Source organism: Rhodoplanes sp. (assembly GCF_013377085.1).
Lineage (GTDB): Bacteria > Pseudomonadota > Alphaproteobacteria > Rhizobiales > Xanthobacteraceae > Rhodoplanes.
Map to the genome: position 1 here is coordinate 31266 of NZ_JACAAX010000041.1, position 21865 is coordinate 53130.

General features: G+C 64.2%; 21 protein-coding genes and 1 pseudogene. 11 read left to right on the top strand and 11 right to left on the bottom strand.

What is annotated here, in order from left to right; all coding sequences use genetic code 11:
• Positions 1–580 precede the first annotated feature (580 nt).
• The 6 genes from HXX10_RS23230 to HXX10_RS23255 all read right to left on the bottom strand — a co-directional run bounded on the left by HXX10_RS23230 (position 581) and on the right by HXX10_RS23255 (position 3377).
• Positions 581–784, bottom strand: a complete 204-nt coding sequence (locus HXX10_RS23230; protein ID WP_296525672.1) for a CsbD family protein — start codon at positions 782–784, stop codon at positions 581–583.
• A gap of 327 nt (positions 785–1111) precedes the next feature.
• Positions 1112–1267 carry a DUF3096 domain-containing protein gene (locus HXX10_RS23235; protein WP_296525644.1) on the bottom strand — a complete coding sequence of 52 codons (156 nt, stop codon included), beginning with the start codon at positions 1265–1267 and terminating at the stop codon, positions 1112–1114.
• Positions 1268–1423: 156 nt separating this feature from the next.
• The gene (locus tag HXX10_RS23240) at positions 1424–1579 is read right to left on the bottom strand and encodes a DUF3309 family protein (protein WP_296525645.1); all 156 of its coding nucleotides are present in this window, start codon (positions 1577–1579) and stop codon (positions 1424–1426) included.
• Between the two features lie 102 nt (positions 1580–1681).
• Positions 1682–2110, bottom strand: a complete 429-nt coding sequence (locus HXX10_RS23245; RefSeq protein ID WP_296525646.1) for a hypothetical protein — start codon at positions 2108–2110, stop codon at positions 1682–1684.
• Between the two features lie 21 nt (positions 2111–2131).
• Positions 2132–2458: a DUF883 domain-containing protein gene (locus tag HXX10_RS23250; RefSeq protein WP_296525647.1), complete on the bottom strand. Its 327-nt coding sequence runs from the start codon at positions 2456–2458 to the stop codon at positions 2132–2134.
• 367 nt (positions 2459–2825) lie between these two features.
• Entirely contained in the window at positions 2826–3377 is a 552-nt protein-coding gene (locus HXX10_RS23255) for a BA14K family protein (protein WP_296525648.1), read from the bottom strand.
• Between the two features lie 432 nt (positions 3378–3809).
• Between HXX10_RS23255 and HXX10_RS23260 the strand changes: the two genes are divergently transcribed.
• The 5 genes from HXX10_RS23260 to HXX10_RS23280 all read left to right on the top strand — a co-directional run bounded on the left by HXX10_RS23260 (position 3810) and on the right by HXX10_RS23280 (position 7760).
• Positions 3810–3977: a DUF3309 family protein gene (locus tag HXX10_RS23260; RefSeq protein ID WP_296525649.1), complete on the top strand. Its 168-nt coding sequence runs from the start codon at positions 3810–3812 to the stop codon at positions 3975–3977.
• A gap of 152 nt (positions 3978–4129) precedes the next feature.
• A complete protein-coding gene (locus HXX10_RS23265; RefSeq protein WP_296525650.1) occupies positions 4130–4360 on the top strand; it encodes a CsbD family protein in 231 nt (76 codons plus the stop codon).
• Positions 4361–4597: 237 nt separating this feature from the next.
• Complete coding sequence (locus tag HXX10_RS23270; RefSeq protein ID WP_296525651.1) at positions 4598–5299, top strand: VIT family protein; 702 nt, start codon at positions 4598–4600, stop codon at positions 5297–5299.
• 48 nt (positions 5300–5347) lie between these two features.
• Positions 5348–6298 carry a TIGR00730 family Rossman fold protein gene (locus HXX10_RS23275; protein ID WP_296525652.1) on the top strand — a complete coding sequence of 317 codons (951 nt, stop codon included), beginning with the start codon at positions 5348–5350 and terminating at the stop codon, positions 6296–6298.
• Complete coding sequence (locus HXX10_RS23280) at positions 6264–7760, top strand: MBL fold metallo-hydrolase (protein ID WP_296525653.1); 1497 nt, start codon at positions 6264–6266, stop codon at positions 7758–7760. Before HXX10_RS23275 ends, HXX10_RS23280 begins: the two co-directional genes overlap by 35 nt.
• A 165-nt stretch (positions 7761–7925) precedes the next feature.
• Here HXX10_RS23280 and HXX10_RS23285 read toward each other — a convergent pair whose 3' ends face one another.
• From HXX10_RS23285 to HXX10_RS23305, 5 genes are all read right to left on the bottom strand, one after another.
• Positions 7926–8159 (bottom strand): hypothetical protein, encoded by a 234-nt coding sequence (locus HXX10_RS23285; protein ID WP_296525654.1) that lies wholly within the window; start codon positions 8157–8159, stop codon positions 7926–7928.
• 49 nt (positions 8160–8208) lie between these two features.
• Positions 8209–10827, bottom strand: coding sequence for a magnesium-translocating P-type ATPase (mgtA, locus tag HXX10_RS23290; RefSeq protein WP_296525655.1), 2619 nt, complete (start codon positions 10825–10827; stop codon positions 8209–8211).
• Positions 10828–10960: 133 nt separating this feature from the next.
• A complete protein-coding gene (locus HXX10_RS23295; RefSeq protein ID WP_296525656.1) occupies positions 10961–13204 on the bottom strand; it encodes an amylo-alpha-1,6-glucosidase in 2244 nt (747 codons plus the stop codon).
• 7 nt (positions 13205–13211) lie between these two features.
• Positions 13212–14321, bottom strand: a complete 1110-nt coding sequence (locus HXX10_RS23300) for a glycosyltransferase family 4 protein (protein WP_296525657.1) — start codon at positions 14319–14321, stop codon at positions 13212–13214.
• Between the two features lie 220 nt (positions 14322–14541).
• Positions 14542–14715, bottom strand: coding sequence for a CsbD family protein (locus HXX10_RS23305; RefSeq protein ID WP_296525658.1), 174 nt, complete (start codon positions 14713–14715; stop codon positions 14542–14544).
• A 297-nt stretch (positions 14716–15012) separates the two neighbouring features.
• Between HXX10_RS23305 and HXX10_RS23310 the strand changes: the two genes are divergently transcribed.
• The 6 genes and pseudogenes from HXX10_RS23310 to groL all read left to right on the top strand — a co-directional run bounded on the left by HXX10_RS23310 (position 15013) and on the right by groL (position 21821).
• On the top strand, positions 15013–15771 hold the full coding sequence (locus HXX10_RS23310; RefSeq protein WP_296525659.1) for a Crp/Fnr family transcriptional regulator: 759 nt from the start codon (positions 15013–15015) through the stop codon (positions 15769–15771).
• Between the two features lie 1140 nt (positions 15772–16911).
• Positions 16912–17610 (top strand): Crp/Fnr family transcriptional regulator, encoded by a 699-nt coding sequence (locus HXX10_RS23315; RefSeq protein WP_296525660.1) that lies wholly within the window; start codon positions 16912–16914, stop codon positions 17608–17610.
• 558 nt (positions 17611–18168) lie between these two features.
• Positions 18169–18705 (top strand): annotated as a pseudogene (locus HXX10_RS23320) (sigma-70 family RNA polymerase sigma factor); the annotation flags it as partial.
• A 72-nt stretch (positions 18706–18777) separates the two neighbouring features.
• Positions 18778–19131, top strand: coding sequence for an HdeA/HdeB family chaperone (locus HXX10_RS23325; protein ID WP_296525661.1), 354 nt, complete (start codon positions 18778–18780; stop codon positions 19129–19131).
• A 626-nt stretch (positions 19132–19757) separates the two neighbouring features.
• Entirely contained in the window at positions 19758–20072 is a 315-nt protein-coding gene (groES, locus tag HXX10_RS23330; RefSeq protein WP_296525662.1) for a co-chaperone GroES, read from the top strand.
• A gap of 111 nt (positions 20073–20183) precedes the next feature.
• Positions 20184–21821, top strand: a complete 1638-nt coding sequence (groL, locus tag HXX10_RS23335; RefSeq protein ID WP_296525663.1) for a chaperonin GroEL — start codon at positions 20184–20186, stop codon at positions 21819–21821.
• Positions 21822–21865 lie beyond the last annotated feature (44 nt).

Genomic DNA, 21865 nt, shown 5'->3' on the forward strand with positions numbered 1-21865 from the left:
ATTCGCCTCCTCTGTGGACGGGCCGGATGATCGACGACAGGCCCGGACCCGACAGCGGCGATTACGGTCGCCGCGAGAAGGGGACCAGATTGGACGCCGCGCTGGACAAGGGGCCTGCTGCCATCCGGCCATGAGGCCGAAACTCAGGGCGAAGAATCCGCCGCCCGAAATGCTCGATCTCGGAATTCCCGGATCTCGACCGAATCATGTTATATTGGTGCATTCACCGAAACTGAGCAGAATTGCTCACTTCCGCCAGCGTCGCCCGTGCCGGGCGATCAAACATCTTCGACGGTTAAGTATCTTTGACGGTAATACATATCATTGAAGATCAAAAAGTATTCGAAGCCCGTATGCCATTGAGGTGAAAATGCTTTTGAAGGTCGAGAAGAGCATCTTCGAAAGTGAAGGTACCGTCGCGCAGCCGCTTGTGTCGGCCGGCGCGGGTCGCGCATGCTCGACCTAGGCCCCTGGTTGCGTTACGGCACGTGCGTGACTTGCCGGGCCTGCCGGCGTCACCCGCGCCGCGGGAGCCTATCTGGCTCCGCGGCGCTGTCGCCAGGCGGTCATGCGTGGCAGCTCATGGATCGAGCGACTTCAGCCAAGCGTCGATCTGCCGGTTTGCCTCCTCCTTGGTGATTCCATACCGCACCTGGATCTTGCCGGCGAGCTCGTCGCGCTGCCCCTTCGCCACCTCGAGATCGTCGTCGGTGAGCTTGCCCCACTGCTGGCGGGCCTTGCCGGTGAACTGCTTCCAGTTGCCGGCGATCTGATCCCAGTTGATCGCGACGCGGACGGGCGCCTCCGCGCGTGGCGGCGTGGGTCCGGTCTGCCACCCCTCGCTCGTGGCGGCGAGCGCCGGCCCGGCAGACAGGATCAGCAAAGCCACTGGAACGATCGACTTGCGCATCATGGACTCCTCCGATGGTGTCGAGCGAAGCAAACCTCGCGGTTGCTCCAGCATGCGGTTTTCGTTGTATGAGGCCGCGACATCTCTGCATCGGCCCATCTGGACGTCTGCTCCTCACTGGTCTTTCCGCCGAAATGCTCTTCGGGGGCCACTCGGACAGACAGGCGCAGCCGCTCGATCGACCGGGTCGAGGCTCAGGGCTCAGTTGACGAAATGGTAGATGCCGTTGAGCCCGATCAATCCTGTCACGATGAGGTAAATGGCAACGATATACGCCAACAGCCGCGGCGCGATCAGGATCAGGATCCCGGCGATCAGGGCGACGACGGGGGTGATGTGACCGACGGAGATATCCATATCAACGCTCCTTGATGTGCTCGGGCTCACGACGACCGGATCGTGGTCCCGTCCGGGCCACCAGCGGCGGCTGCCCGTTTGAATCTGAGTGCATGAGTACGGGCGCGACGAATTCGGCGCGCTGCGCAAAAGAGAGCTTGTCTCGACAGGCACGTCTCACAGGCGGCCCAACAAGGCGAGCACGAGAACGATCACCAGCACGACACCGACGACGCCGCCGGGCCCGTAGCCCCAACTGTTGCTGTAGCCCCAGGTCGGCAGCGCGCCGATCAGCACCAATATGAGAACGATGATCAGAATGGTCGATAACATTGGCCGTCTCCATCGGTCGTTCGAGTGAAGAAGCAGCATAGGGATGACGGTAGTATCAACCCACCACGGCAGCGAAGGTTCCCGCCATGCCGTCACTCCGGATCATCGCTTGTCGGCGCCGCGGCTGAGCAGGAGCCCGACCGCGAACGCGCCGACGAGCCCGATCCACGCGGCGCGCCGCGGCCCGAGAGTCTTGCCGAGGCTGAGCACGGTGGACAGGACCTGTGGGTCGAGCCACGCGGGCGGCGCTGCGTGCGCAGCCTGTTGCGCAATCCGAGCCTCGCGTCGCCATACGCTCCGCCGAAACACCAAAAGGCCGATCACGGCGATCAGCGCCAGCGCCAGGAAAAACGCCGCAAATCCGAGGCACGTCCGGATCGCGCCGTAGATCTCCTGCGCCCATATGAACAGTGCCGCGCCGAGAAAGGCGAACGATACGAGCAGCGCGAAGGTGGCGACCGCGACCCAGAGGCCGCTTTTGACGACGGCGTCCACCTTCGCCTGCCAACGGAGAACGAGTCCCTCGAGCACGATGGTGATCCCGCTGCAGGGTCAGCGTCGCAACAGGGCGCCGACCAGGACGCCGAGACCGAGCGCGACCGCGACCGTGGTGAGCGGCCGCGACCGCACGGTCTCCTCGACGGTCGAGCCGATCGATTCGGCGAAATCGGTCACGGCGTCCCGACCGCGCTCGCCGGCGTCGTGAACGGCTTCGCCCACGCTGTTCAAACGTCCCTTCATGCCGTTCAGGGTCGCGTCACCCGACGCCGAGATCGCCGTCGAAACCTGCTCGGCGAGACGCGTGACGTCGTCCTTCAGGCTCTGAAGATCCTTGCGGATGTCGTCGACAGTTGCTGCTGGTCCGTTCGTCGATGCCATCGGAGTGCTCCCGTTCAATTCGGTTCGACCGTGCTGTCCGCCCCGACGGCGAGCAGCGCTGCACATTCATGAAAGCCGGTTCCGAGGGCGGATCAGGAGCAGGGCCGTGGTCGTCGTCCCGCAACCGGCAAAGCCCATTGGCACGGCGGGCGTGCGGACAGACGCCGTCAGTGCTGCCGTTCCAAGTCCGCGGCTCATCCGATCAACGCGTTGCCCGGTGGTCATTTGCACCGGGGAACCAGCTTCCGCCGCACCGTCGCTCCCAGGCCAGCGTCCGGTGGCGAGCCTGCGAGGCGACGACGCGATGCAATTGCTCGGTCCCGGCGGCATGTCGCGTGCCGCCGGGCGGAGACTCACGCCGCCGACATCACGGACAGGGATGGCGCAAGCCGTCGAAGCCGAGATAGGTGCCGGAGCCGGGGTCGTACGACCTGAATCGCTGCAGGCAGTAGGCGGCGTCGCCACCGCCGCCGCCGTAGGGCGACACGGCGACGTAACCGGGTGCATAGCCGGGCGCATACGCATATCCGGGCGAATAGGCGTATCCGGGACCGTAGCCGCCGGAGCCATAGTAGCCGTAGGGCTGCTGCGTGGCGCCGATGATCGCCCCGCCGAGCAGGGCTCCCGCGGCGAGGCCGAAAGCCGCGCCACCAAATCCGCCGCCCCGATAGCCACCACCCTGATAGCCACCACCCCAACCACGCCGGTACTGAACGGCTTCGATCGACGGGGCGATCGCATTCTGCAGCCCGATCGGCAACGAAATCGGTGTTGCGGCGGCAGGCGCCACGAACCCCGGCGCGACCGCGATCGTCAGCGCGGCGGCAAGGAGTTTGATCGAGGATTTCATGAACAGCTCTCCATACACGATCTTGCCCCGCCACCACGCCAATCGTGGCAACGTTGCTGCGGGGGTCATGTCTGCATCGTGATCTCAGAATACGGGTACCACGCGATTACGCTGCGAGCTGTTCAAGATTGCTCATCACGTGAGAGACCTGCGCCTTATTGGTCGATGACCATTTCATTTGCGCCGTATCCCGTAAACGCCTGGTGCAGGCTGACGATGGAGAGTTCGCGCTTGGCATGGCGGCTCGGTCGAAGCGTTTTTGACGCCGCTCAATGCAACGAGATCGATCCAGTACAAAGCTATTTAATCATCATTGGCCGACTGCAGAGATGTCGTGGAACGCGCCCCTTGGCAGCGAAGTCCGTATCGGCACTCTCGTCATCGCCAATGTCCAGGCGTCGTTCTCGATGCCGCGCGACTTGGACGTCTCGGTCGACGCATCCAAGGCAGAGTGCAGAAGGCCTCGACGTACGGCGGGGGCCTGTAAAAGGAGATAATGCCATGTCATTGCTGGGACTCGTTCTCGTTATTCTTCTCATCATCTTCTTGCTCGGGGGCGTCAGCGGTCGCTTCGGCGGCTACGGCTACGGTTTCGGTCACACCGGTGTCGGCCTGATCGGCACGATCCTGATCATTCTCGTCGTGCTGATGCTCATCGGTCGGCTCTGATGCGCCGGGCGAGATGTCGCGCAGTCGCGTGAAGGCGCGCCATCTCGGGTCGTCTGCTCCGGAGGCCGGGGCATCCGTCGTTGACGGCGGCGCGAGACCGCTGTGTGTGGCCGGCGCCGGTGTCCCCGAAACCAGACAGCAGGAGTGAAATCATGAACTGGGACGAGGTCGAAGGACATTGGGAGCAGGTCAAAGGAAAAGTCCGGTCGCAGTGGGGCAAGCTGACCGAGGACGATGTCGAGGTCGTCAAGGGCAAGCGCGAGGAGCTGCTCGGCATTCTTCAGGCGCGGTACGGCCACGCCAGGGCGGAGGCCGAGCGCGAGGTCGACTCCTGGGCCGAGCAGGTCAAGTCCCTGTGGGCCAAGAACGTCAAGTCCGGTTGAGGCCGGCTCGCGGGCCTCGACCCTCATGTGCCCGCAGTCGACCGGCGTCAAAGGACGTCGGCCGACTGCGAGCGCGTTTCGTTTCGGGCGCCGCGCCGGCGCGGGCCGCGGCAGGCGCGATGCCCTGCGCATTAGGCGTCTTCATCGGCCGTCTTTGCCGAAAATCTCGCACGCGTGGTCAAACTCGAATAGGGTGCTCCCGCAATTGACGCTCGCCAGCATGATTTCGAGGAAAGCATGAGCCGTCTTCGCCGACACCCCGAGAACCATCTCGTCGACCGCATCGGGTGGCTGCGGGCTGCGGTGCTGGGGGCCAATGACGGCATCGTCTCGACCGCGAGCCTGATCGTCGGTGTCGCAGCCGCGGCGGCGACCCGAAACGATGTCCTGATTGCCGGTGTGGCCGGCCTGGTCGCCGGTGCCATGTCGATGGCCGCCGGCGAGTATGTATCGGTCAGCTCGCAATCCGACACCGAACGCGCCGACCTCGGACGCGAGCGCCAGGAGCTGCGTGACAATCCCGCCTACGAGCTCGACGAGCTTGCCGACATCTATGTCGAGCGAGGCGTCGATCAGGCTCTCGCGCGGCAGGTTGCCGAACAGCTCATGGCGAAGGACGCGTTGACGGCCCATGCCCGCGACGAGCTCGGGATCTCGGCGTTCACCACCGCTCGTCCGGTCCAGGCCGCCCTGACCTCGGCCGCGACATTCTCGGTGGGCGCAGCCATGCCATTGCTGATGGTCGTCGTATCTCCGGTCGGGATGCTGGTTCCGCTCGTGTCGGCCGCCTCTTTGGGGTTTCTCGCCGTTCTGGGTGCGATCGGGGCAAAGGCAGGCGGGGCAAACGTCTGGCGTGCCACCGCCCGCGTGACGTTCTGGGGCGCGCTGGCGCTGGCGCTGACGGCCGGCATCGGCAAGCTGTTCGGCACGGTTGTCTGATCGCCGGCCGACGAGTGGGCTCCCTTCCGAAAGTCCGGTTGAAGTGACATGAACGGCAAGCATCGAATTCCGACGCCTCCTCACCCCCAAATGCGGCGTGAAGCGCTTCCCTGGCAACAGCCGAAGGCAGCCGAGGAGGATCCGGAGGCCTTGCAACGTGTACGGGCGATCCTGAACAGTCCGAGCTTCCGGAGCGCCGACAAGGACGTCGACTTTCTGGCACGAGACGGCGTGCGCGGCGTGCGCCTGCAGATCGACTACCTCAAGCCCGAGCTTCTGCTCGAAGAGAACGAGATCGATCATACGATCGTCGTGTTCGGGAGCACACGGATTTGCGAGCCGGGGGCCGCGCGTCGCAAGGTCGATGCCCTGCGCACAATGGTGGCGGCTGATCCGGACAATGCCGAGCTGGTGCGCCGGCTCGCGATCGCCGAGCGAATTCATTCCAACAGCCGCTATTACGAGGTGGCTCGGGACTTCGGGCGCCTCGTCGGCGCGGCGAATCATACCGATCGCGGCCCCCATACCGTGGTCATGACCGGGGGCGGCCCGGGGATGATGGAGGCTGCCAACCGCGGCGCCTTCGATGCCGGCGCCAAGTCCGTCGGCCTGAACATCAGCCTGCCGCACGAGCAGTATCCAAATCCGTATGTGACGCCCGAGCTTTGCTTCACCTTCCACTACTTCGCGCTGCGCAAGCTTCACTTTCTGCTGCGGGCCAGGGCGCTGGTCGCGTTTCCGGGAGGCTATGGCACGTTCGACGAGTTGTTCGAGGTGCTGGCTCTGATCCAGACCCGCAAGATCAAGCCGATGCCCGTCGTGCTGGTGGGCGAGGCTTTCTGGCGGCGCGCGGTCGATATGGACTTCCTGGTCGACGAGGGAGTCATCGATCCGGAGGATCGCGACTTGTTCTGGTATGCCGAGACGGCGCAGGACATCTGGAGCAGCATTCTGCATTGGCACGATGCGGCTGGAGCACCATTGCACGTCGCCACGTGAGCGGCCTGATGTGCTGCCCGGTGCGGGGGCGGATCGATGCGCATCCGAACTGGCGAGCGAACAGGAGAATAACGTGAAACTATCATTTCATGGCGCCGATCGCACCGTCACCGGCTCCTGCCATCTGGTCGAATGCGCGGGCCGGCGGGTGTTGATCGACTGTGGAATGCGCCAGGGCGGCCGCGCATTGCACGATGAGAACGCCGAGCCGTTCGGTTTCGATGCCGCCGGAATCGATCACGTGCTGCTGACCCATGCCCACCTGGATCATTGCGGCCGTCTGCCGTTGCTCGCCAAGCGGGGATTTCGCGGCGAGATCATCACCACGTCGGCGTCGCGCGAGCTGGCGCGCCTCGTCATGCTGGACGCGGCCCATCTCCAGGAGGAGGACGCGCGCTACCACGCCCGCAAGGCCGGGACCACCGGGGCGGCCCACGCCACGGCCGGGCCGCTCTATTCGACCCTCGACGCCCTGAACAGCCTCGACTTCTTCGGCCGAACGGCGATCTACGGGGAGGCGCTCGAGGTTGCCGCGGGAATCCGTGCCACCTTCATCGATGCCGGGCATATCCTCGGTTCGGCCAGCATCGTCCTCGAGCTCGAAGAGCAGGGTCGACGATCCAGCGTGCTGTTTTCGGGAGACCTCGGAAACTCCGGGCGTCCGCTGTTGCGCGACCCGACGCCGCCTCCGCACGCCGAGAACGTCGTGATGGAGTCGACCTACGGGGACCGCCTGCACAAGCCGATGGGTCCGTCCATCGAAGAATTCTACGGGGCGATCACCGAAACCTTCGCGCGCGGCGGGAACGTCATCGTCCCGACCTTTGCGTTGGAGCGCGCGCAGGAAGTGCTTTATTTCCTGAGCCAGGGCGTTGCGCAGGGGCGGCTGCCGACATCGACGCAGGTGTACCTCGATTCGCCGATGGCGATCTCGGCCACCGAAATCTTCCGCCGCCATCCGGAGTGCCTCGATCCGGAGACCGTGGCGCTGCTGCAAGGGGGGCACGATCCTCTCGATATGCCGGGCCTGCACTTCACGCGCGAGACGGCCGAGTCCATCGCGATCAACGACGTCCGTGGGGGCGCCGTCATCATGGCCGGTTCGGGCATGTGCACGGGCGGCCGCGTGTGTCACCACCTCCAGCACAATCTCGGTCGTGACAACTCCAGCGTCGTCTTCGTCGGCTACGCCGCCGACGGAACGCTCGCGCGCCGAATCATCGACGGCGCCAAGCAGGTGAATATTTTCGGCGAGCCCGTTCCGGTTCGGGCGCGCATCTACACCATCAACGGCTTTTCGGCCCACGCCGACCAGGCGGAGCTGCTGGCCTGGCAAAAACGGACCAGCGCGAAACGGACCTTCCTGGTTCACGGCGAAGACAAGACCATGACCGCCTTCGCGGCGCGGCTGTCCGGCACTGTCGTCGAGATGCCGAAGGCCCATCAGGCATTCGACCTGTAAAACCAGCCGTTACATAGTCCGACTCGTCGTACGCGGGCTCGACCCGCGTATCCGTCTCTGGAAAGGAAGATATTTTTCGTAGCTTGATGGATGGCCGGGTCAAGCCCGGCCATGACGCGCGGGAGGCAAGCCAGCGTAGGCTTGTATAAGGATGGCGGTTGCAGGTCACGCCTGGTTTGTCGGTCCAGGCAGCTCGCGCCAGTCGAGGCCGAGCTCTTCACACGCACGGCGGACGACCTCGTGGTCGAGGGTCTGGCGCGATCCGCCGAGAGGAACCTCCGCCGTCCGCCCCTCGCGGTGGACGGTCACGGCCACCGGACCGTCACCGCGCTTTTCCTCGTGATGGTCGAACCGGCACCCGCGGTCGGTCAGCCATTTTCGAAACGTTGCGGCTTCCATCGATCGTCTCCTGTCTGTCGTGCCGTCGCGTCCATGGGGATGCGACCGTTCAGTTCAGCCCGTACCGTCTTATGAACCATGTCTTCACCAGATGGGTGAGGACGACATAGCTCGGCAGGATGAGGCCGAGCGCGATCCAGTATGTCGGCGGCAGCGGGACGAAGCCCAGGAAGCTGCCGAGCCAGGTGAAGGGCAGCGACATCCCCATCGCGGCGACCACGATGGTCGTGATGATGAGCGACGTGCTGGCCCGGCTCTCCAGGAACGGGATCTTTGCCGTCCGGATGACATGGATGATGAGGGTCTGAGTGAGAAGGGATTCGACGAACCATCCGGTCTGGAACAGGGCGGGATTGGTCCATGCGTCGAAGACGTAGAGCATGGTGAAATAGGTCACGTAATCGAAGATCGAGCTGATCGGGCCGATCAACAGCACGAACTTGGCGATGTTGCCGATGTCCCAGCGCCGGGGCACCGCGAGATAGTCGGCGTCGACGTTGTCGGTCGGGATGGTGGTCTGCGAGAAGTCGTACAGCAGGTTGTTGGTCAGCACCTGGATCGCCGTCATCGGCAGGAACGGCAGGAAGACGCTGGCGCCGAGGACGCTGAACATGTTCCCGAAGCTCGAGCTGGCCCCCATCTTGATGTATTTGGTGATGTTGCCGAACACCTTGCGGCCTTCGATGACGCCGTCACCCAGCACCGCCAGGTTCTTCTCCAGCAGGATGATGTCGGCGGAGTCCTTGGCGATGTCGACGGCGCTGTCCACCGAGATGCCGACATCGGCGGCCTTCAGGGCCGGTCCGTCGTTGATGCCGTCGCCGAGGAATCCGACGACATGGCCCTTGCGGTGGAGGGCGTCGATGATCGCCGCCTTTTGCGACGGCGACACCTTGGCGAACACCGTCGTGGTCTCGGCCAGGCTCGCCAACGCCTCCGGCGACAAGGCCGCCATCTCGCTGCCGAGGACGATGCGATCGACGGGCAGGCCGACCTCCCGGCAGATCTTGCGGGTGACGATGTCGTTGTCTCCGGTCAGGATCTTCACCTGCACGCCGCTGGCCTTCAGGGCGGCGATCGCGGCCGCGCAGGTCTCCTTCGGCGGGTCGAGAAAGGCGATGTAGCCGAGCAAAGTGAGGTCGGCCTCGTCGGCGGCCGAATAGGTCGCCTGGGTCGGCGGCATCTCCTTGGTGGCGACGGCGATGACCCGGAATCCGTCCGCATTGAGCCTTGCCGTCGTCTCCATCGCCGCGGCGAAATGGCTCTCGTCGAGCGGGCCCGTCTCGCCGTCGATCGCATAGTGCCGGCAAACCGCGAAGATCTCCTCGACGGCGCCCTTGCAGATGAGGATGTGAACCCCGTCATTGCGTCCGAGCACGACCGACATCCGCCGCCGTTCGAAGTCGAACGGCATCTCGTCGATCTTCTGGAAGCGGGCCTGGACGTCGAGCCCGCCTTCGAGCTCGGCATGCTTCAGGACGGCCACGTCGAGCAGGTTCTTCAGACCGGACTGGTGGAAGCTGTTCAGATAGGCATATTCGAGGACGCGGTCCGACTCGGCGCCCCTGATGTCGAGATGGCGCTTGAGGATGATCCGGTCCTGCGTGAGCGTGCCGGTCTTGTCGGTGCACAGCATGTTCATGGCGCCGAAGTTCTGGATCGCATTGAGGCGCTTGACGATGACCTTCTTTCGCGACATCGCCATCGCGCCCTTGGCCAGATTGACCGTCACGATCATCGGCAGCATCTCGGGGGTGAGCCCGACCGCCACGGCGACGGCGAACAGCAGGGCTTCGAGCCAGTTGCCTTTGGTCAGGCCGTTGATGACGAACACGAGGGGCGCCATCACCACGATGAAGCCGAGCATCAGCCAGGTGAACCGGGTGATGCCCTTGTCGAAGCTGGTGAGCTCGCGCCGCTCGGAAATTGCGTTCGCCACCACGCCGAAGGCGGTGCGTGGGCCGGTGAGCACGACGACACCGCAGCCGATGCCGCTGACGACGGCACTGCCCATGAAGCAGATGTTAGGGAGATCGAAGGGTGTCTCCACCGCGCCGGCATGAGGCGCAGCGACCTTTTCGAGTGGCATCGCTTCGCCCGTGAGGGTCGACTGGTTGACGAACAGGTCCTTCGCGGAGATCAGCCGGAGGTCGGCCGGGATCATGTCGCCCGCCGACAACAGAACGATGTCGCCGGGCACGAGCTGCTCGATCGGCACGTCCACGTGATCGGGCGCGACATGGTCCGGCCCGGCGGAACCCGGCCCGGCTTGGGCCGCCCGACGCCGCACGGTCGCGGTGACCAGGACCATCCGTTGCAGCTTGTCGGCCGCAATGTTGGATCGGTGCTCCTGGATGAAGCCCAGCGAAATGCTCAGGACCACCATCACGGCGATCACGATGGCGGCCCGCTGATCGCCCAAGAGCCAGGACGCGGTCGCAAGCGAGAGCAGGAGGAGGTTCAGCGGGTTGATCGAGCGGCGGACGAGCTCGCCGACGATCGTGTGGTGCGCCTGCTGGGCGATCTGATTCCGCCCCACCGAAGCGAGCCGCTCGTCGACCTGGCGGGCCGTGAGGCCGTCCGCTGCGCTGGACAGCCGGTGCAGGGCGTCGTCGGGGGAAAGGCACGCGATGTCGCCCAACGCATGCCCGCTGGTGGCGGACCCCACTGGGGTTTCCAGCGTTTGGGGCGGACCGGGGGACGTGGTCGGTGTCATGACAGCCGGGCCGATCATTTTCACCCTTGCGCCTCCTTGTACGGATCAACTCCGTCTACCGCTCGAGCGGAATGCGCTTCGATCGTCAGGCGTCGATGGCTCCTCGCGGGGCGGCCGGACGTGACGATGCGCCCTCCGGGCCGCTCGATAGGGTCTGTCCGTAGACGACCGACACCTGCACCTCGCCGACGTTCCGCAGCACCCGCAACGCGACCTCGTCGCCGTGGCGGTAGAGCGCGAGGTCGACCCGCGACCCGGCGAGCTGCAGATCCCGGATGGTGACCTCGGAGAGGAACGACGGCAGTCGCGGGTTGTGGAGCTTGATCGTGCGTTTGTCCGGGTCGAAGGCGAGGCCGAGCGACGCCTGCAGCAGCGAGAACGGGGTTGCGGCCGCCCACGCCTGGGGCGAGCAGGCGACCGGATAGAGCGTCGGGCCACGGCCGGCGCGCCGCTTGAAGCCGCAGAACAGCTCCGGCAGCCGACGGAGGTCCATAGCGGTGGCGGCGTCGAAGAGGCCCTGGAACACCCGCTCGACCTCGGATTTCAGATCGTAACGGGCGAGCCCGAGCGCGATCAGGGCATTGTCGTGGGGCCACACCGAGCCGTTGTGATACGACATCGGATTGAAACGCGCCGCCTCGGTCGCCACAGTCCGAATGCCCCAGCCCGAAAAGAAGCGCCGGTCCATGAAGCCGCGCGCCACCGCGTGCGCCCGCTCGGGCCGCGCGATGCCGGTGAACAGGGCGTGGCCGGCATTCGAGCTGCGCACGCCGCACTGCGACTTGTCGCCGTCGAGGGCGAGCGCATAGGTTCCGATGTCGGGGCGCCAGAATGCGCGGTCGAACGCCTCGGCGAGCTGCACCGCCTCCGCCGCGAGCGTCAGGGCCCGCTCGCGCCGGCCGAGCGCCTGGGCGGCGCGGGCTGCGAGCTGCTTGGCCGCGTAGACGTAGCCCTGCACCTCGCACAGCGCGATCGGTCCTTCCGCCAGGCGTCCGTCGGCATGAAAGACCGCGTCATACGAATCCTTCCAGCCCTGGTTGGCGAGCCCCTGATCGGTTGCCCGGTCGTACTCGATGAAGCCGTCGCCATCCTTGTCGGCCGGGCCGTCGATCCAGGCGAGCGCGGCCTCGACATGCGGCCACAGGTTTCGCAGGGTGTCGAGATCGCCGGTGCGCTCGGCATAGAGGCAGGCGAGCATCACGAACAGCGGGGTCGCGTCGACGCTGCCGTAGTAGAGCCTGAACGGCACCTCCCCGAGAAGCGCCATCTCGCCGCTGCGCATCTCGTGCAGGATCTTCCCGGGCTCCGCGTCGGACTCGAGATCCAGTGTCTGCGCCTGGAAGGCGGCGAGTCGCTGCAGCACCCCTTTCGCGATCGAGGGGTCGCACCACAGAAGCTCCATGGCCGTGACGAGACCGTCGCGTCCGAACGTCGTCGAGTACCAGGGGATACCGGCATAGGGATAGCGCCCCTCGGCCGTCTGGGTCACCAGCATGGCGAGGTCGGCAGCCGATTGGCAGAGGATCTCGTTGAAGATGTGGTTGGAGGTGGTGACCGAGGTGGCGCCGGCGGCTTGCTCCCGACGGTCGCGCAGGTTCGCCCGCATCGCCTTGAGGAAGGGTAGCGGCGGCTCCTTCTCCTCGTGGCAGGTCGCCGCGGAAAAGATCGACACCTGCCCGCCGGGCGCGAGCCGAACCGCATAGGCGGCAATGTGCTTGCCGAGCGTCGTCGGCGGCGGGTCGAACACCAGCCGGGTTTGGCGCAGCTTGTGATCGAGGCCGCGATAGGTGAGGTCGACACCGTCCGTGCCGTTCACTGCCGAGGAGCACTCGCCGCGCCGCTCGCGCCGCATGCCGCGGACCTCGAACAGGTCGGCGAAGTCGCTTGCAAACGCGAAGGAGAGGTTCAGCTCGATGGTCTGGTCGCCGAAGTTGCGCGCCGACAGACGTTGATGCGCGGTCGAATCCCACAGGAAGATGGTCCGGATGACGTGGACCGTGTCCTTCGGCAGCACCAGCCGGTCGTCGAAATAGATGTCGGGATTGGTGAGGTCGACCGTGAGGACGGCATTGTCGTCCCGCACATTGGAGCCGAGCAGCAGCGGCTGGTGGCCGTTGAGGGCGAACTCGAAGCGCGAAAGATGGCGGGTGTCGCAGTTGAACAGGCCGTCCTGGCCGGTGGGGGCCGCGCCGATGTCACCAAAGCTGTCGAACACCGCAAACGTGTCGCCGTGCTTGAGGATGCGCCGCGGACGCTCGGCCACACTCCGGGTGGCGATGTAGAACGGTGTTTCGGCGGCGGATTCGGCAGGAACGCGATGGTGATCCACGACCGCCTCAGTCAGCATGTCGTCCTGCCCCTGGCAGCATATGGGCAGGCGGCAGCAAGAATTCCAGCGAGGTGCCGGCCTTGGTGCTCTGCCCTCTCACGAGGGCGCGATAGACGTTGACGTAATCCCTGGCCATGCGGGCCGCCGTGAACCTCTCCTCGAAGCGCCGGCGCACCGCCCGGCGGTCGAGCCTGATCACCTTGGGAAGGGCGGACATCGCCTCGTCCATGGTCGACACGATGTATCCCGTCACCCCGTCCTCGATGATCTCGGGCACCGAGCCGTTGCGGAAGGCGAGGACGGGCGTGCCGCAGGCCATCGCCTCGATCATCACCAGGCCGAACGGCTCCGGCCAGTCGATCGGGAACAAGAGAGCCAGCGCTTCGCCCAGGAACGCGCTCTTGGCCCGCTCGTTGATCTCGCCGATGAACTCGATCCCCGGCCTGTCGAGCAACGGTTCGATCGTCTCCCGGAAATACGCCTCGTCGGCCTTGTCGACCTTGGCGGCGATCTTGAGCGGGATGCCGAACGTGCTGGCGAGCGCGATCGCACGATCGAGGCCCTTCTCGGGCGAGATACGTCCCAGAAAGGCGAGATAGCCGCCGCGCGGGTTGATGGCAGGTCGGAGCAAGTCGATTGGCAACCCGTGCAGCACGGTCGCGGCAAAGTTCGCGTTGGGGATGGGCGCCCGCTGGGCGTTGGAGATCGAGATCAGCGGCATCTCGGGGAACCCCGCATAGAGCGCCATCAGGTCGGGGCTGTCCTGGCGGCCGTGCAGGGTCGTGAGCGTGCGTCCCGCGATCGGACGAAAGAGCGGAAACTGGAGCTGATCGATGTGGAAGTGGATGACGTCGAACTTCTCGGCAACCCGGCACAAGCGGTCCAGCATCAGCATGAAGTAGGGGATCGGGTCACGGACGGCGCGGTTGAGCCGCAGGGCGGTCGGGACGCACGGAACGAGCTCGGCCGACGTCATCGAATCGCCGCTCGCGAACAGCGTGACGTCGTGGCCCAGCTTGACCAGCTCCTCCGTGAGGTAGGAGACGATGCGCTCCGTGCCGCCATACAGCCGGGGCGGAACGCTCTCATACAGCGGCGCGACCTGCGCGATCTTCATGTGAAGGCCTCTGGCGTAAGCGGAAACGCATGGCGAAGCTCTCTTCGCCGTGCGGTATTCGACACGGCATTCGATCTGCCATTCGGGACGGCGGTCGCTCCGGCATTCGAGACGGTATTTCAGGCTGCGCCGATCCGGTCAGCCGCCGTCACGGCCCTCCTGCAGCGACACGCACAAACCTCAACGCCGCAGATCGCCACAAGTTCGGCTGCCGCCGTGTTCATTTACCGCGAAGCGTATCCTTGAGACCGCCGACGGCGTTTTGAATCTTGCCTTCGGCCTTGTCGACTTTGCCCTCTGTCTCCAGCTTGGCGTCTCCGACGGCCTTGCCGACCACCTCCTCGATCGTGCCCTTGACCTGCTTGGCCGATCCGACGATCCGGTCCTTGTCCATCGTTTTCATCCTCCGATGCGTTATCCGCCCCCGCTCGGAAGGCGTAACTCCGTCGTGCTTCGGCCTCTCGAAGCGGAAGGGAAAAAATCCCATAAATACATTCATTGTCTGTGCAAAACAGCACATGCCGAGCGCCGCCGTGCAGTTAATAATCGCGGTGACAAGGGGACAACAGTTTATGGTCAGCGAGTTGACTCGGCCGTTACAGTCGTCTCTGGAGCGCATGGAATCGTCCGACCGGGGCATGACCACGTCGGGATTCGGAGTGTCTCTGGGCGAGATGATCGCTGGCGAAACATGAATGCACCTTCTGACAAGATGGCAGGAAGCAACCGACTGCTGGGTGCTCTCGAGATCGCCAGCCGAAGGCGGATCGACGCGTATCTCGAGCCCCTCACGCTCGAGCTCGGGAAAGTCGTCTGCGAGGCGGGCGGACTTCTCAACCACGCCTATTTCCCCCGAGGCGCCGTTCTCTCGCTGTTGACCGTCCTGGAGAACGGGTCTGCGATCGAGACCGCGAACATCGGAAGCGAAGGAGCATTCGGCCTCTTCGCCGCCATGTACAGCCGGGTGTCGTTCAACAGGTGTCTGGTGCAGTTCGCGGGAGCCGCGGATCGCTGTCCGATCGAATGGCTTCGGGCGGAGTTCAAGCGCAGCGAGCACGTCCGTGATCTCTTCGTCAGCTATTCGGAGACGCTTCTGTCACAGGTCCAGCAGACGGTCGCGTGCAATGCCCTGCATTCGACCGAGGAGCGGATGTGTCGATGGCTCCTCATGATGCATGATCGCGCCGAGGGCGAAGCTCTGCCGTATACGCACGAGTTCCTGTCGCATATGCTGGGCGCCAATCGAAAATCCGTGACGCTGGCAGCGCTGTCGCTGCAGAACGCCGGCCTGATCAGCTATCGACGCGGGAAGATTCAGGTGCTCGACCGTGCCGGCCTCGAGAAAGCGTCGTGCGAGTGCTACGCGATGGTGCGGGAGCGCTTCGATGCCTTCCTGACGCCGCCGTCGACAGCGGTCAAGGGAGACACAAAAGGACGTCGCCCGAAGTGAGCGAGACGCGGGGGCCTTTGCACCTATGCTGGACCGTAGGTCGAGGACGAACGCTCGAGCCGAACGCGCGAGCCCTCGATCAGCTCAAAGTTCCACCTGCCGAGGCCGCATATCGGCCGGGGCGGAGATTTCGCCAAGAGTGCTCGGTGTCTATGGCGCGAGGGCGCCGCGCGCCTGCCAGGGCCGACCAGCGGCGGTCAATTCATGTGCCGCGCGTGTGTTCCCGGGCCCCGTTCGGCTCTGGTGGTCCATTCTCCAGCCATCCGAATGAAGAACGACTGTAGGGTCGGATCCGGAATCTCCCTCGCCGCCTGCGTGCAATCCGCTGCCAGGCGCAAGCATTCCAATTGAAGACGTCTCAAATTGTCGGCGTCGGACATCGCGTCACCATGAAAAATCGATATTCGATCATGGCACGGCATCGCTGGTCTTGTCGGTGGCGTACACCACAGAGTGATGCCGACAGATGTGGGGAGCGCTTGCGTCTGTCATATCGAGAAGGTCGCCTGCGCCAACGTACTCACGAAAATTATATCCTCATCCGAATACAAAGAACGTGCAGAATTGGTCACCGCAGCCCTTGCCCGCAGCTTTGCTGTCTCCGGAACGCCGCCTCGTGACCGCTGGTCGGAGACCCGCATCGTCGAACCCGAAGGGCAATGATCGGGGGGACCGCTGTCCGGCCGAACATCGTGGAACAATATTTATTTTGCCCGGGTGTTCAATTTTGAACAGACATGCACCCGATAGGTTCCGTCCATGATGCCAGGGCACGGCATAGAAGGTCCGCCCGCCGAGGCGATGAGCCGTTGATATATCGAGCTATTTGCCATTCTGGCCACTAAAGCCAGGATGGTATCGAGGTGAAGGTCCAGGCTCCCGACGGTGGTCGTCTTCGTTGGCGCGCTTGGGTGGCCTCGCCTTCGGCGGCACTGCGGCATAGATCGAATCGTGGCAATCGGCTGCGGCGCGAATCGAAACCCGTCGCCCAACGACCAGAAAGGCGATCGATGCCATATCTTTGATCTGGGTCATTCGGTTCGGCTGCGTAAGCCTAAAAAAGGAACTCATCGGGCCTCGTTGTGCGATGTAATGTTCTGCTGACATCCGAAAGCTATTTGAACGGCAGGTTGCGTCTTGATGAGCGAGCCGACATCGTCTTTTGATCCGAAACTGTTTCTGGCCAAGGTCGACGGCGGCCGGACCATCCATTCCTATGCCAATGGCGAGATCGTCTTCTTGCAGGGGGACCCGGCCGATGCGGTCTTCTACGTCCAGAGTGGAAAGGTGAAGGTTGCCGTCGTCTCGGAGCAAGGCAAAGAAGCGGTCGTCGCCATTCATGGCCCCGGCGATTTTTTCGGCGAAGGCTGCCTTGCCGGGCAGCGGGTCCGCATGGCGACGGTTGCGGCGATATCCGAGGCCGTTGTCGTGCGGCTGGAGAAGGCGGCCATTGTGCGCGTTCTCCGTGAAGAACCGGCGTTCAGCGAGCTGTTCATCGCCCACCTCATCTCACGGAATATTCGCGTCGAGGCGGATCTCATCGATCAGTTGTTCAATTCGAGCGAGAAGCGGCTCGCCCGGCTCCTCCTGCTGCTGGCGAACTTCGGAAAGGACGGAAAGCCGGAGCCGATCCTCGGGACGCTGAGCCAGGAAACGCTCGCGGAGATGATCGGAACGACCCGGTCCCGCGTGAGCTTCTTCATGAACCGGTTCAGGAAGCTCGGCTTCATCGATTACAATGGGCACATCGAAGTCCACAGCTCGTTGTTGAATGTCATTCTTCATGACAATTCCGAGACCGGGATCCATCCCGACGATATCGACAATAGAGACGATTGAAGGCCGCCAGAGCGGACCTGCCTCCGATCGCGGCGACCGACCCGCCGATGCGCCGGCTCGACGAGCGGAATCACGCTCCTCTGCCGAAGGCCGCCAGGGCAACGGGTGAGCGGTTTTATACAGACGCCGATCGGTGATCATACGTAGCTTTACGGGAGTACCGCCCTCTCGTGCAGGAAGTCGATCATGTCGATGCAGCAACGTTCGGCGAACCAGGTCGCCTGTCCGCCACCTTGGATGCTGAGTTGTACGGAGTGCGGGCGGCCGATGAGAATCCGGATGGCGGCACCAGCCGAAGACGGTCGGGAAAACCGAGTGTTCGAGTGCGCCTGCGGTCAAGTCGACAGCGTGAATGTTGCCCTTCATCGAACGAACCCGCTCGAGCCGGCGGCTTTAAGAGCGTCCGCCACCGCTGTCGCTCAGGCCAAGCCGGTCTCGGCCAAAGCTGATCGAGGCGTCCGGGATGGTGCGGCGACGGCCCGATCGCCGCGAGCGAGAGCCGAGACGGCGCGCTCCCCCGTAAAGGCCGAACCGAACCGATCTGATCGACTTCAAGCGTCCGTCCAGGATGCGATGTTGTCGGTCGTGCCGAGTCTGCGCGCCTTCGCGATTTCCCTCTGCAGAGATGTCGATCGCGCTGACGACTTGGTGCAGGAAACGCTGATGCGGGCGCTCGCAAACATCCGCTCGTTCCAACCGGGAACCAACATGTCGGCGTGGCTGTTCACGATTCTCCGCAATCAATTCCTGACGGAGTATCGCAAGCGCCGGCGCGAAGTCGAAGACAGTGACGGCAGTTACGTCGAAAGCCTGAAGTCGCCCCCCGAGCAGCAAAGTCGGGTCGATTTCGAGGAATTCCGCGCCGCTCTTGCAACGCTGCCGGTGGAGCAGCGAGAAGCTCTTCTGCTGATCGGCGCGTCTGGCTTCTCGTATGCCGATGCGGCCTCGATCTGTAAGGCTGCCGTCGGGACGATCAAGAGCCGCGTCCATCGTGCCCGCATGCGACTCTGCACGCTTCTCGCCCTGGAAGGCGTCGGTACGTTCGGTCCGGATCAAGCGACGTTTGCTGTCATGACTGCGGTCCGGCGCGGCTGATCCGGATCTCCGTCTGCGGCGGCCTCTCGTCGGTCGACCGAGACTCGATGTGGCGATGAATGGGAGCACGACATGAACGCACGCAGGATCTGTGTCTTCGCGGCGCTTTTGCCGTGGCTCATGTCGAACGCGGTGTCCGCCGACGAGCACCCCGTCTTGGGACAGGGAAATGTCACGTGTAGCGTGTGGCTCGAGGGTCGCCAGGCGGAAAACGTCAATGCGACGAGCAGAACCGCCTGGGTTCTCGGCTATCTCACAGCGTACAACGAATACGGGCCCAAAGAGCATTTCGACGTGTCCGATGCGAAGAGCACGGAAGAATTGACCGAGTGGATCGATAAATATTGCCAACAGCATCGAGAGAACAGCCTGCACAAGGCCTCGGCGGCATTCATCGAGACCTTCGCCGAAAAGGCGGCGCGGTAGATCGCCGAGTCCGTTCGGATGGCGCGATCGCTCCTCCGTGGAGAAGGCGCGGCTGCCTGGTCGCGAAGCACTGGACGGGACCCGTAGTCACCCGGCCACAGTCTTGGTCCGGCATCAGCCAAACTGCGCGCCGCTGCTGTCCACCATGGCGCCCCGACCCTGATCGATGGCGCCGCGAGAGTGCGCGGCGGCACGTCGGGCGTGCGCGGGTATGGCCATCTCGCTCGATATGCGGCCGACACCGGCGCACCAGGCAGGCGACGGCGTCCAGTCGAATCCGGCGAACAGCCGATTTCGCACGTCATTGTGACCGCAGGTGGCCGAGGGGGCTAACGTTCGCGCGGCAACGACCCCATATGAGGTGGGTAAACAAAAACTTGCCTCGCCAGATCGTCGCGCCGGTTCCACCGGTTAGTGACCAAATTTCGCACGACTGTCGCGCTGTGCGCGCTCGAGGACGCCGCACTCGCGCGGCCGTCGAGGCGACAGGGTGGCGCGTTTCCGGTGAGCCGCACCTGCGACGATCTGCTTTCGATAGCCCGACGTTGCACCGGACGATGTCACGGTCGCGTCGGTATCTGTGCACCTTTGGATAAGCCAGACAGACGCGTTTACAGGAGGACTCCATGAAGTTTCGTCCGCTCCACGACCGGGTGGTGCTCGAGCGCATCGCCGCAGAGGAAAGAACGTCCGGCGGGATCATCATCCCGGACAATGCAAAGGAAAAGCCCCAGCAGGGCAAGGTCGTCGCGGTAGGCCCGGGTGGGCGCGACGAGGCCGGAAAGCTCGTTCCTCTCGAATTGAAGCCCGGTGATCGCGTGCTCTTCGGCAAATGGTCCGGTACCGAGGTCAAGCTCGATGGCGTCGAATACCTGATCATGAAGGAAAGCGATGTCATGGGCGTGCTCACCGAGGCCGAGGCACGCCAGAAGGCGGCCTGACGCCGCAATACGCGCCCCGAACAGTTGATCGTCGCTCCTCCGGTCGTCGCCTGTCACCCCAACGGGGCAGGGCGGCGACCGCGGCCGCGACCTGAATAAGGAACAAGACAAATGACAGCGAAACAAGTTCGCTTCTCGGTCGACGCACGCGACAGGATGCTGCGTGGCGTCGAAACGCTCGCCCACGCGGTCCGCGTGACGCTGGGTCCGAAAGGCCGCAACGTCGTGCTCGACAAGTCATGGGGAGCGCCACGCATCACCAAGGACGGCGTCACCGTCGCAAAAGAGATCGAGCTCGACGACAAGTTCGAGAATATGGGCGCCCAGATGGTGCGCGAAGTCGCCTCCAAGACCTCCGACCTGGCTGGCGACGGCACCACGACGGCGACCGTATTGGCCCACGCGATCATACGCGAAGGAGCCAAGGGCGTCGCTGCCGGCATGAACCCGATGGATCTCAAGCGCGGGGTCGACTTGGCGGTCGCCGCCGTCGTCGCGGATCTGCAGAAGAACTCCAAGAAGGTCACCTCGAACGACGAGATCGCCCAGGTCGGCACCATCTCGGCCAATGGTGACGCCGAGATCGGCCGCTTCCTCGCCGATGCGATGAAGAAGGTCGGCAACGAGGGTGTGATCACGGTCGAGGAGGCGAAGTCTCTGGAGACCGAGCTGGAAGTGGTCGAAGGCATGCAGTTCGACCGGGGCTATATCTCGCCGTACTTCGTGACGGATGCCGAGAAGATGCGGGTCGAGATGGAGGATCCCTACATCCTCATCTACGAGAAGCGGCTCTCCGGCCTGCAGGAGCTGTTGCCGCTGCTCGAAGCCGTGGTGAAGGCGGGCAAGCCGCTCGTCATCCTGGCCGAGGATGTCGAAGGCGAGGCGCTCGCCACGCTCGTGGTGAACAAGCTGCGCGGAGGCCTGAAGGTCGCCGCCGTCAAGGCTCCGGGCTTCGGTGATCGCCGCAAGGCGATGCTCGAGGACATCGCCATTCTCACCGGCGGGACCCTGGTGTCGTCCGATCTCGGCATCAAGCTGGAGAACGTGACGATCGAGATGCTCGGCAGGACCAAGAAGCTGGTGATCGAAAAGGAAAGCACCACGATCATCAACGGCGCCGGCAAGAAGGCCGACATCGAGGCGAGGATCACGCAGCTCAAGGCGCAGATCGAGGAAACGACCTCCGACTACGATCGGGAAAAGCTTCAGGAGCGGCTTGCCAAGCTGGCGGGCGGGGTTGCGGTGATCCGCGTCGGCGGCGCGAGCGAGATCGAGGTCAAGGAGCGCAAGGATCGCGTCGACGATGCCATGCACGCGACCCGGGCGGCCGTCGAGGAAGGCATTCTCCCGGGCGGAGGTGTCGCGCTCCTGCGGGCGACGAAAGTCCTGGAGACGCTCGAGGGCGACAACGAGGACCAGAGGCACGGGATCGACATCGTCAGGAAGGCGATCACCTGGCCGACCCGCCAGATCGTCCTCAATGCGGGCGACGACGGCTCGATCGTCGTCGGCAAGATTCTGGAGAGCGACACCTACGCGTTCGGGTACGACGCGCAGAACGGCAAGTACGGAGACATGGTGTCGAAAGGCATCATCGATCCGACCAAGGTCGTACGGGCGGCGTTGCAGGGCGCTGCATCGATCGCCGGCCTTCTCATCACCACCGAGGCGATGATCGCCGAAATTCCGCAGAAGGAGTCGGCAGCGCCGATGCCCGGCGGCGGTGGCATGGGCGGGATGGACTACTAGACCATCGCGGTCTTGTCGGCGACGCGAGAGCCCGGATGACACAT

Excerpts from the sequence above, each read along its gene's own strand:
- HXX10_RS23235 (WP_296525644.1), bottom strand. The coding sequence starts at position 1,267 with ATGGATATCTCCGTCGGTCACATCACCCCCGTCGTCGCCCTGATCGCC.
- HXX10_RS23240 (WP_296525645.1), bottom strand. The coding sequence starts at position 1,579 with ATGTTATCGACCATTCTGATCATCGTTCTCATATTGGTGCTGATCGGC.
- HXX10_RS23250 (WP_296525647.1), bottom strand. The coding sequence starts at position 2,458 with ATGGCATCGACGAACGGACCAGCAGCAACTGTCGACGACATCCGCAAG.
- HXX10_RS23255 (WP_296525648.1), bottom strand. The coding sequence starts at position 3,377 with ATGACCCCCGCAGCAACGTTGCCACGATTGGCGTGGTGGCGGGGCAAG.
- HXX10_RS23260 (WP_296525649.1), top strand. The coding sequence starts at position 3,810 with ATGTCATTGCTGGGACTCGTTCTCGTTATTCTTCTCATCATCTTCTTG.
- HXX10_RS23265 (WP_296525650.1), top strand. The coding sequence starts at position 4,130 with ATGAACTGGGACGAGGTCGAAGGACATTGGGAGCAGGTCAAAGGAAAA.
- HXX10_RS23270 (WP_296525651.1), top strand. The coding sequence starts at position 4,598 with ATGAGCCGTCTTCGCCGACACCCCGAGAACCATCTCGTCGACCGCATC.
- HXX10_RS23275 (WP_296525652.1), top strand. The coding sequence starts at position 5,348 with ATGAACGGCAAGCATCGAATTCCGACGCCTCCTCACCCCCAAATGCGG.
- HXX10_RS23280 (WP_296525653.1), top strand. The coding sequence starts at position 6,264 with ATGCGGCTGGAGCACCATTGCACGTCGCCACGTGAGCGGCCTGATGTG.
- HXX10_RS23285 (WP_296525654.1), bottom strand. The coding sequence starts at position 8,159 with ATGGAAGCCGCAACGTTTCGAAAATGGCTGACCGACCGCGGGTGCCGG.
- HXX10_RS23300 (WP_296525657.1), bottom strand. The coding sequence starts at position 14,321 with ATGAAGATCGCGCAGGTCGCGCCGCTGTATGAGAGCGTTCCGCCCCGG.
- HXX10_RS23305 (WP_296525658.1), bottom strand. The coding sequence starts at position 14,715 with ATGGACAAGGACCGGATCGTCGGATCGGCCAAGCAGGTCAAGGGCACG.
- HXX10_RS23310 (WP_296525659.1), top strand. The coding sequence starts at position 15,013 with ATGAATGCACCTTCTGACAAGATGGCAGGAAGCAACCGACTGCTGGGT.
- HXX10_RS23315 (WP_296525660.1), top strand. The coding sequence starts at position 16,912 with ATGAGCGAGCCGACATCGTCTTTTGATCCGAAACTGTTTCTGGCCAAG.
- HXX10_RS23325 (WP_296525661.1), top strand. The coding sequence starts at position 18,778 with ATGAACGCACGCAGGATCTGTGTCTTCGCGGCGCTTTTGCCGTGGCTC.
- groES (WP_296525662.1), top strand. The coding sequence starts at position 19,758 with ATGAAGTTTCGTCCGCTCCACGACCGGGTGGTGCTCGAGCGCATCGCC.
- groL (WP_296525663.1), top strand. The coding sequence starts at position 20,184 with ATGACAGCGAAACAAGTTCGCTTCTCGGTCGACGCACGCGACAGGATG.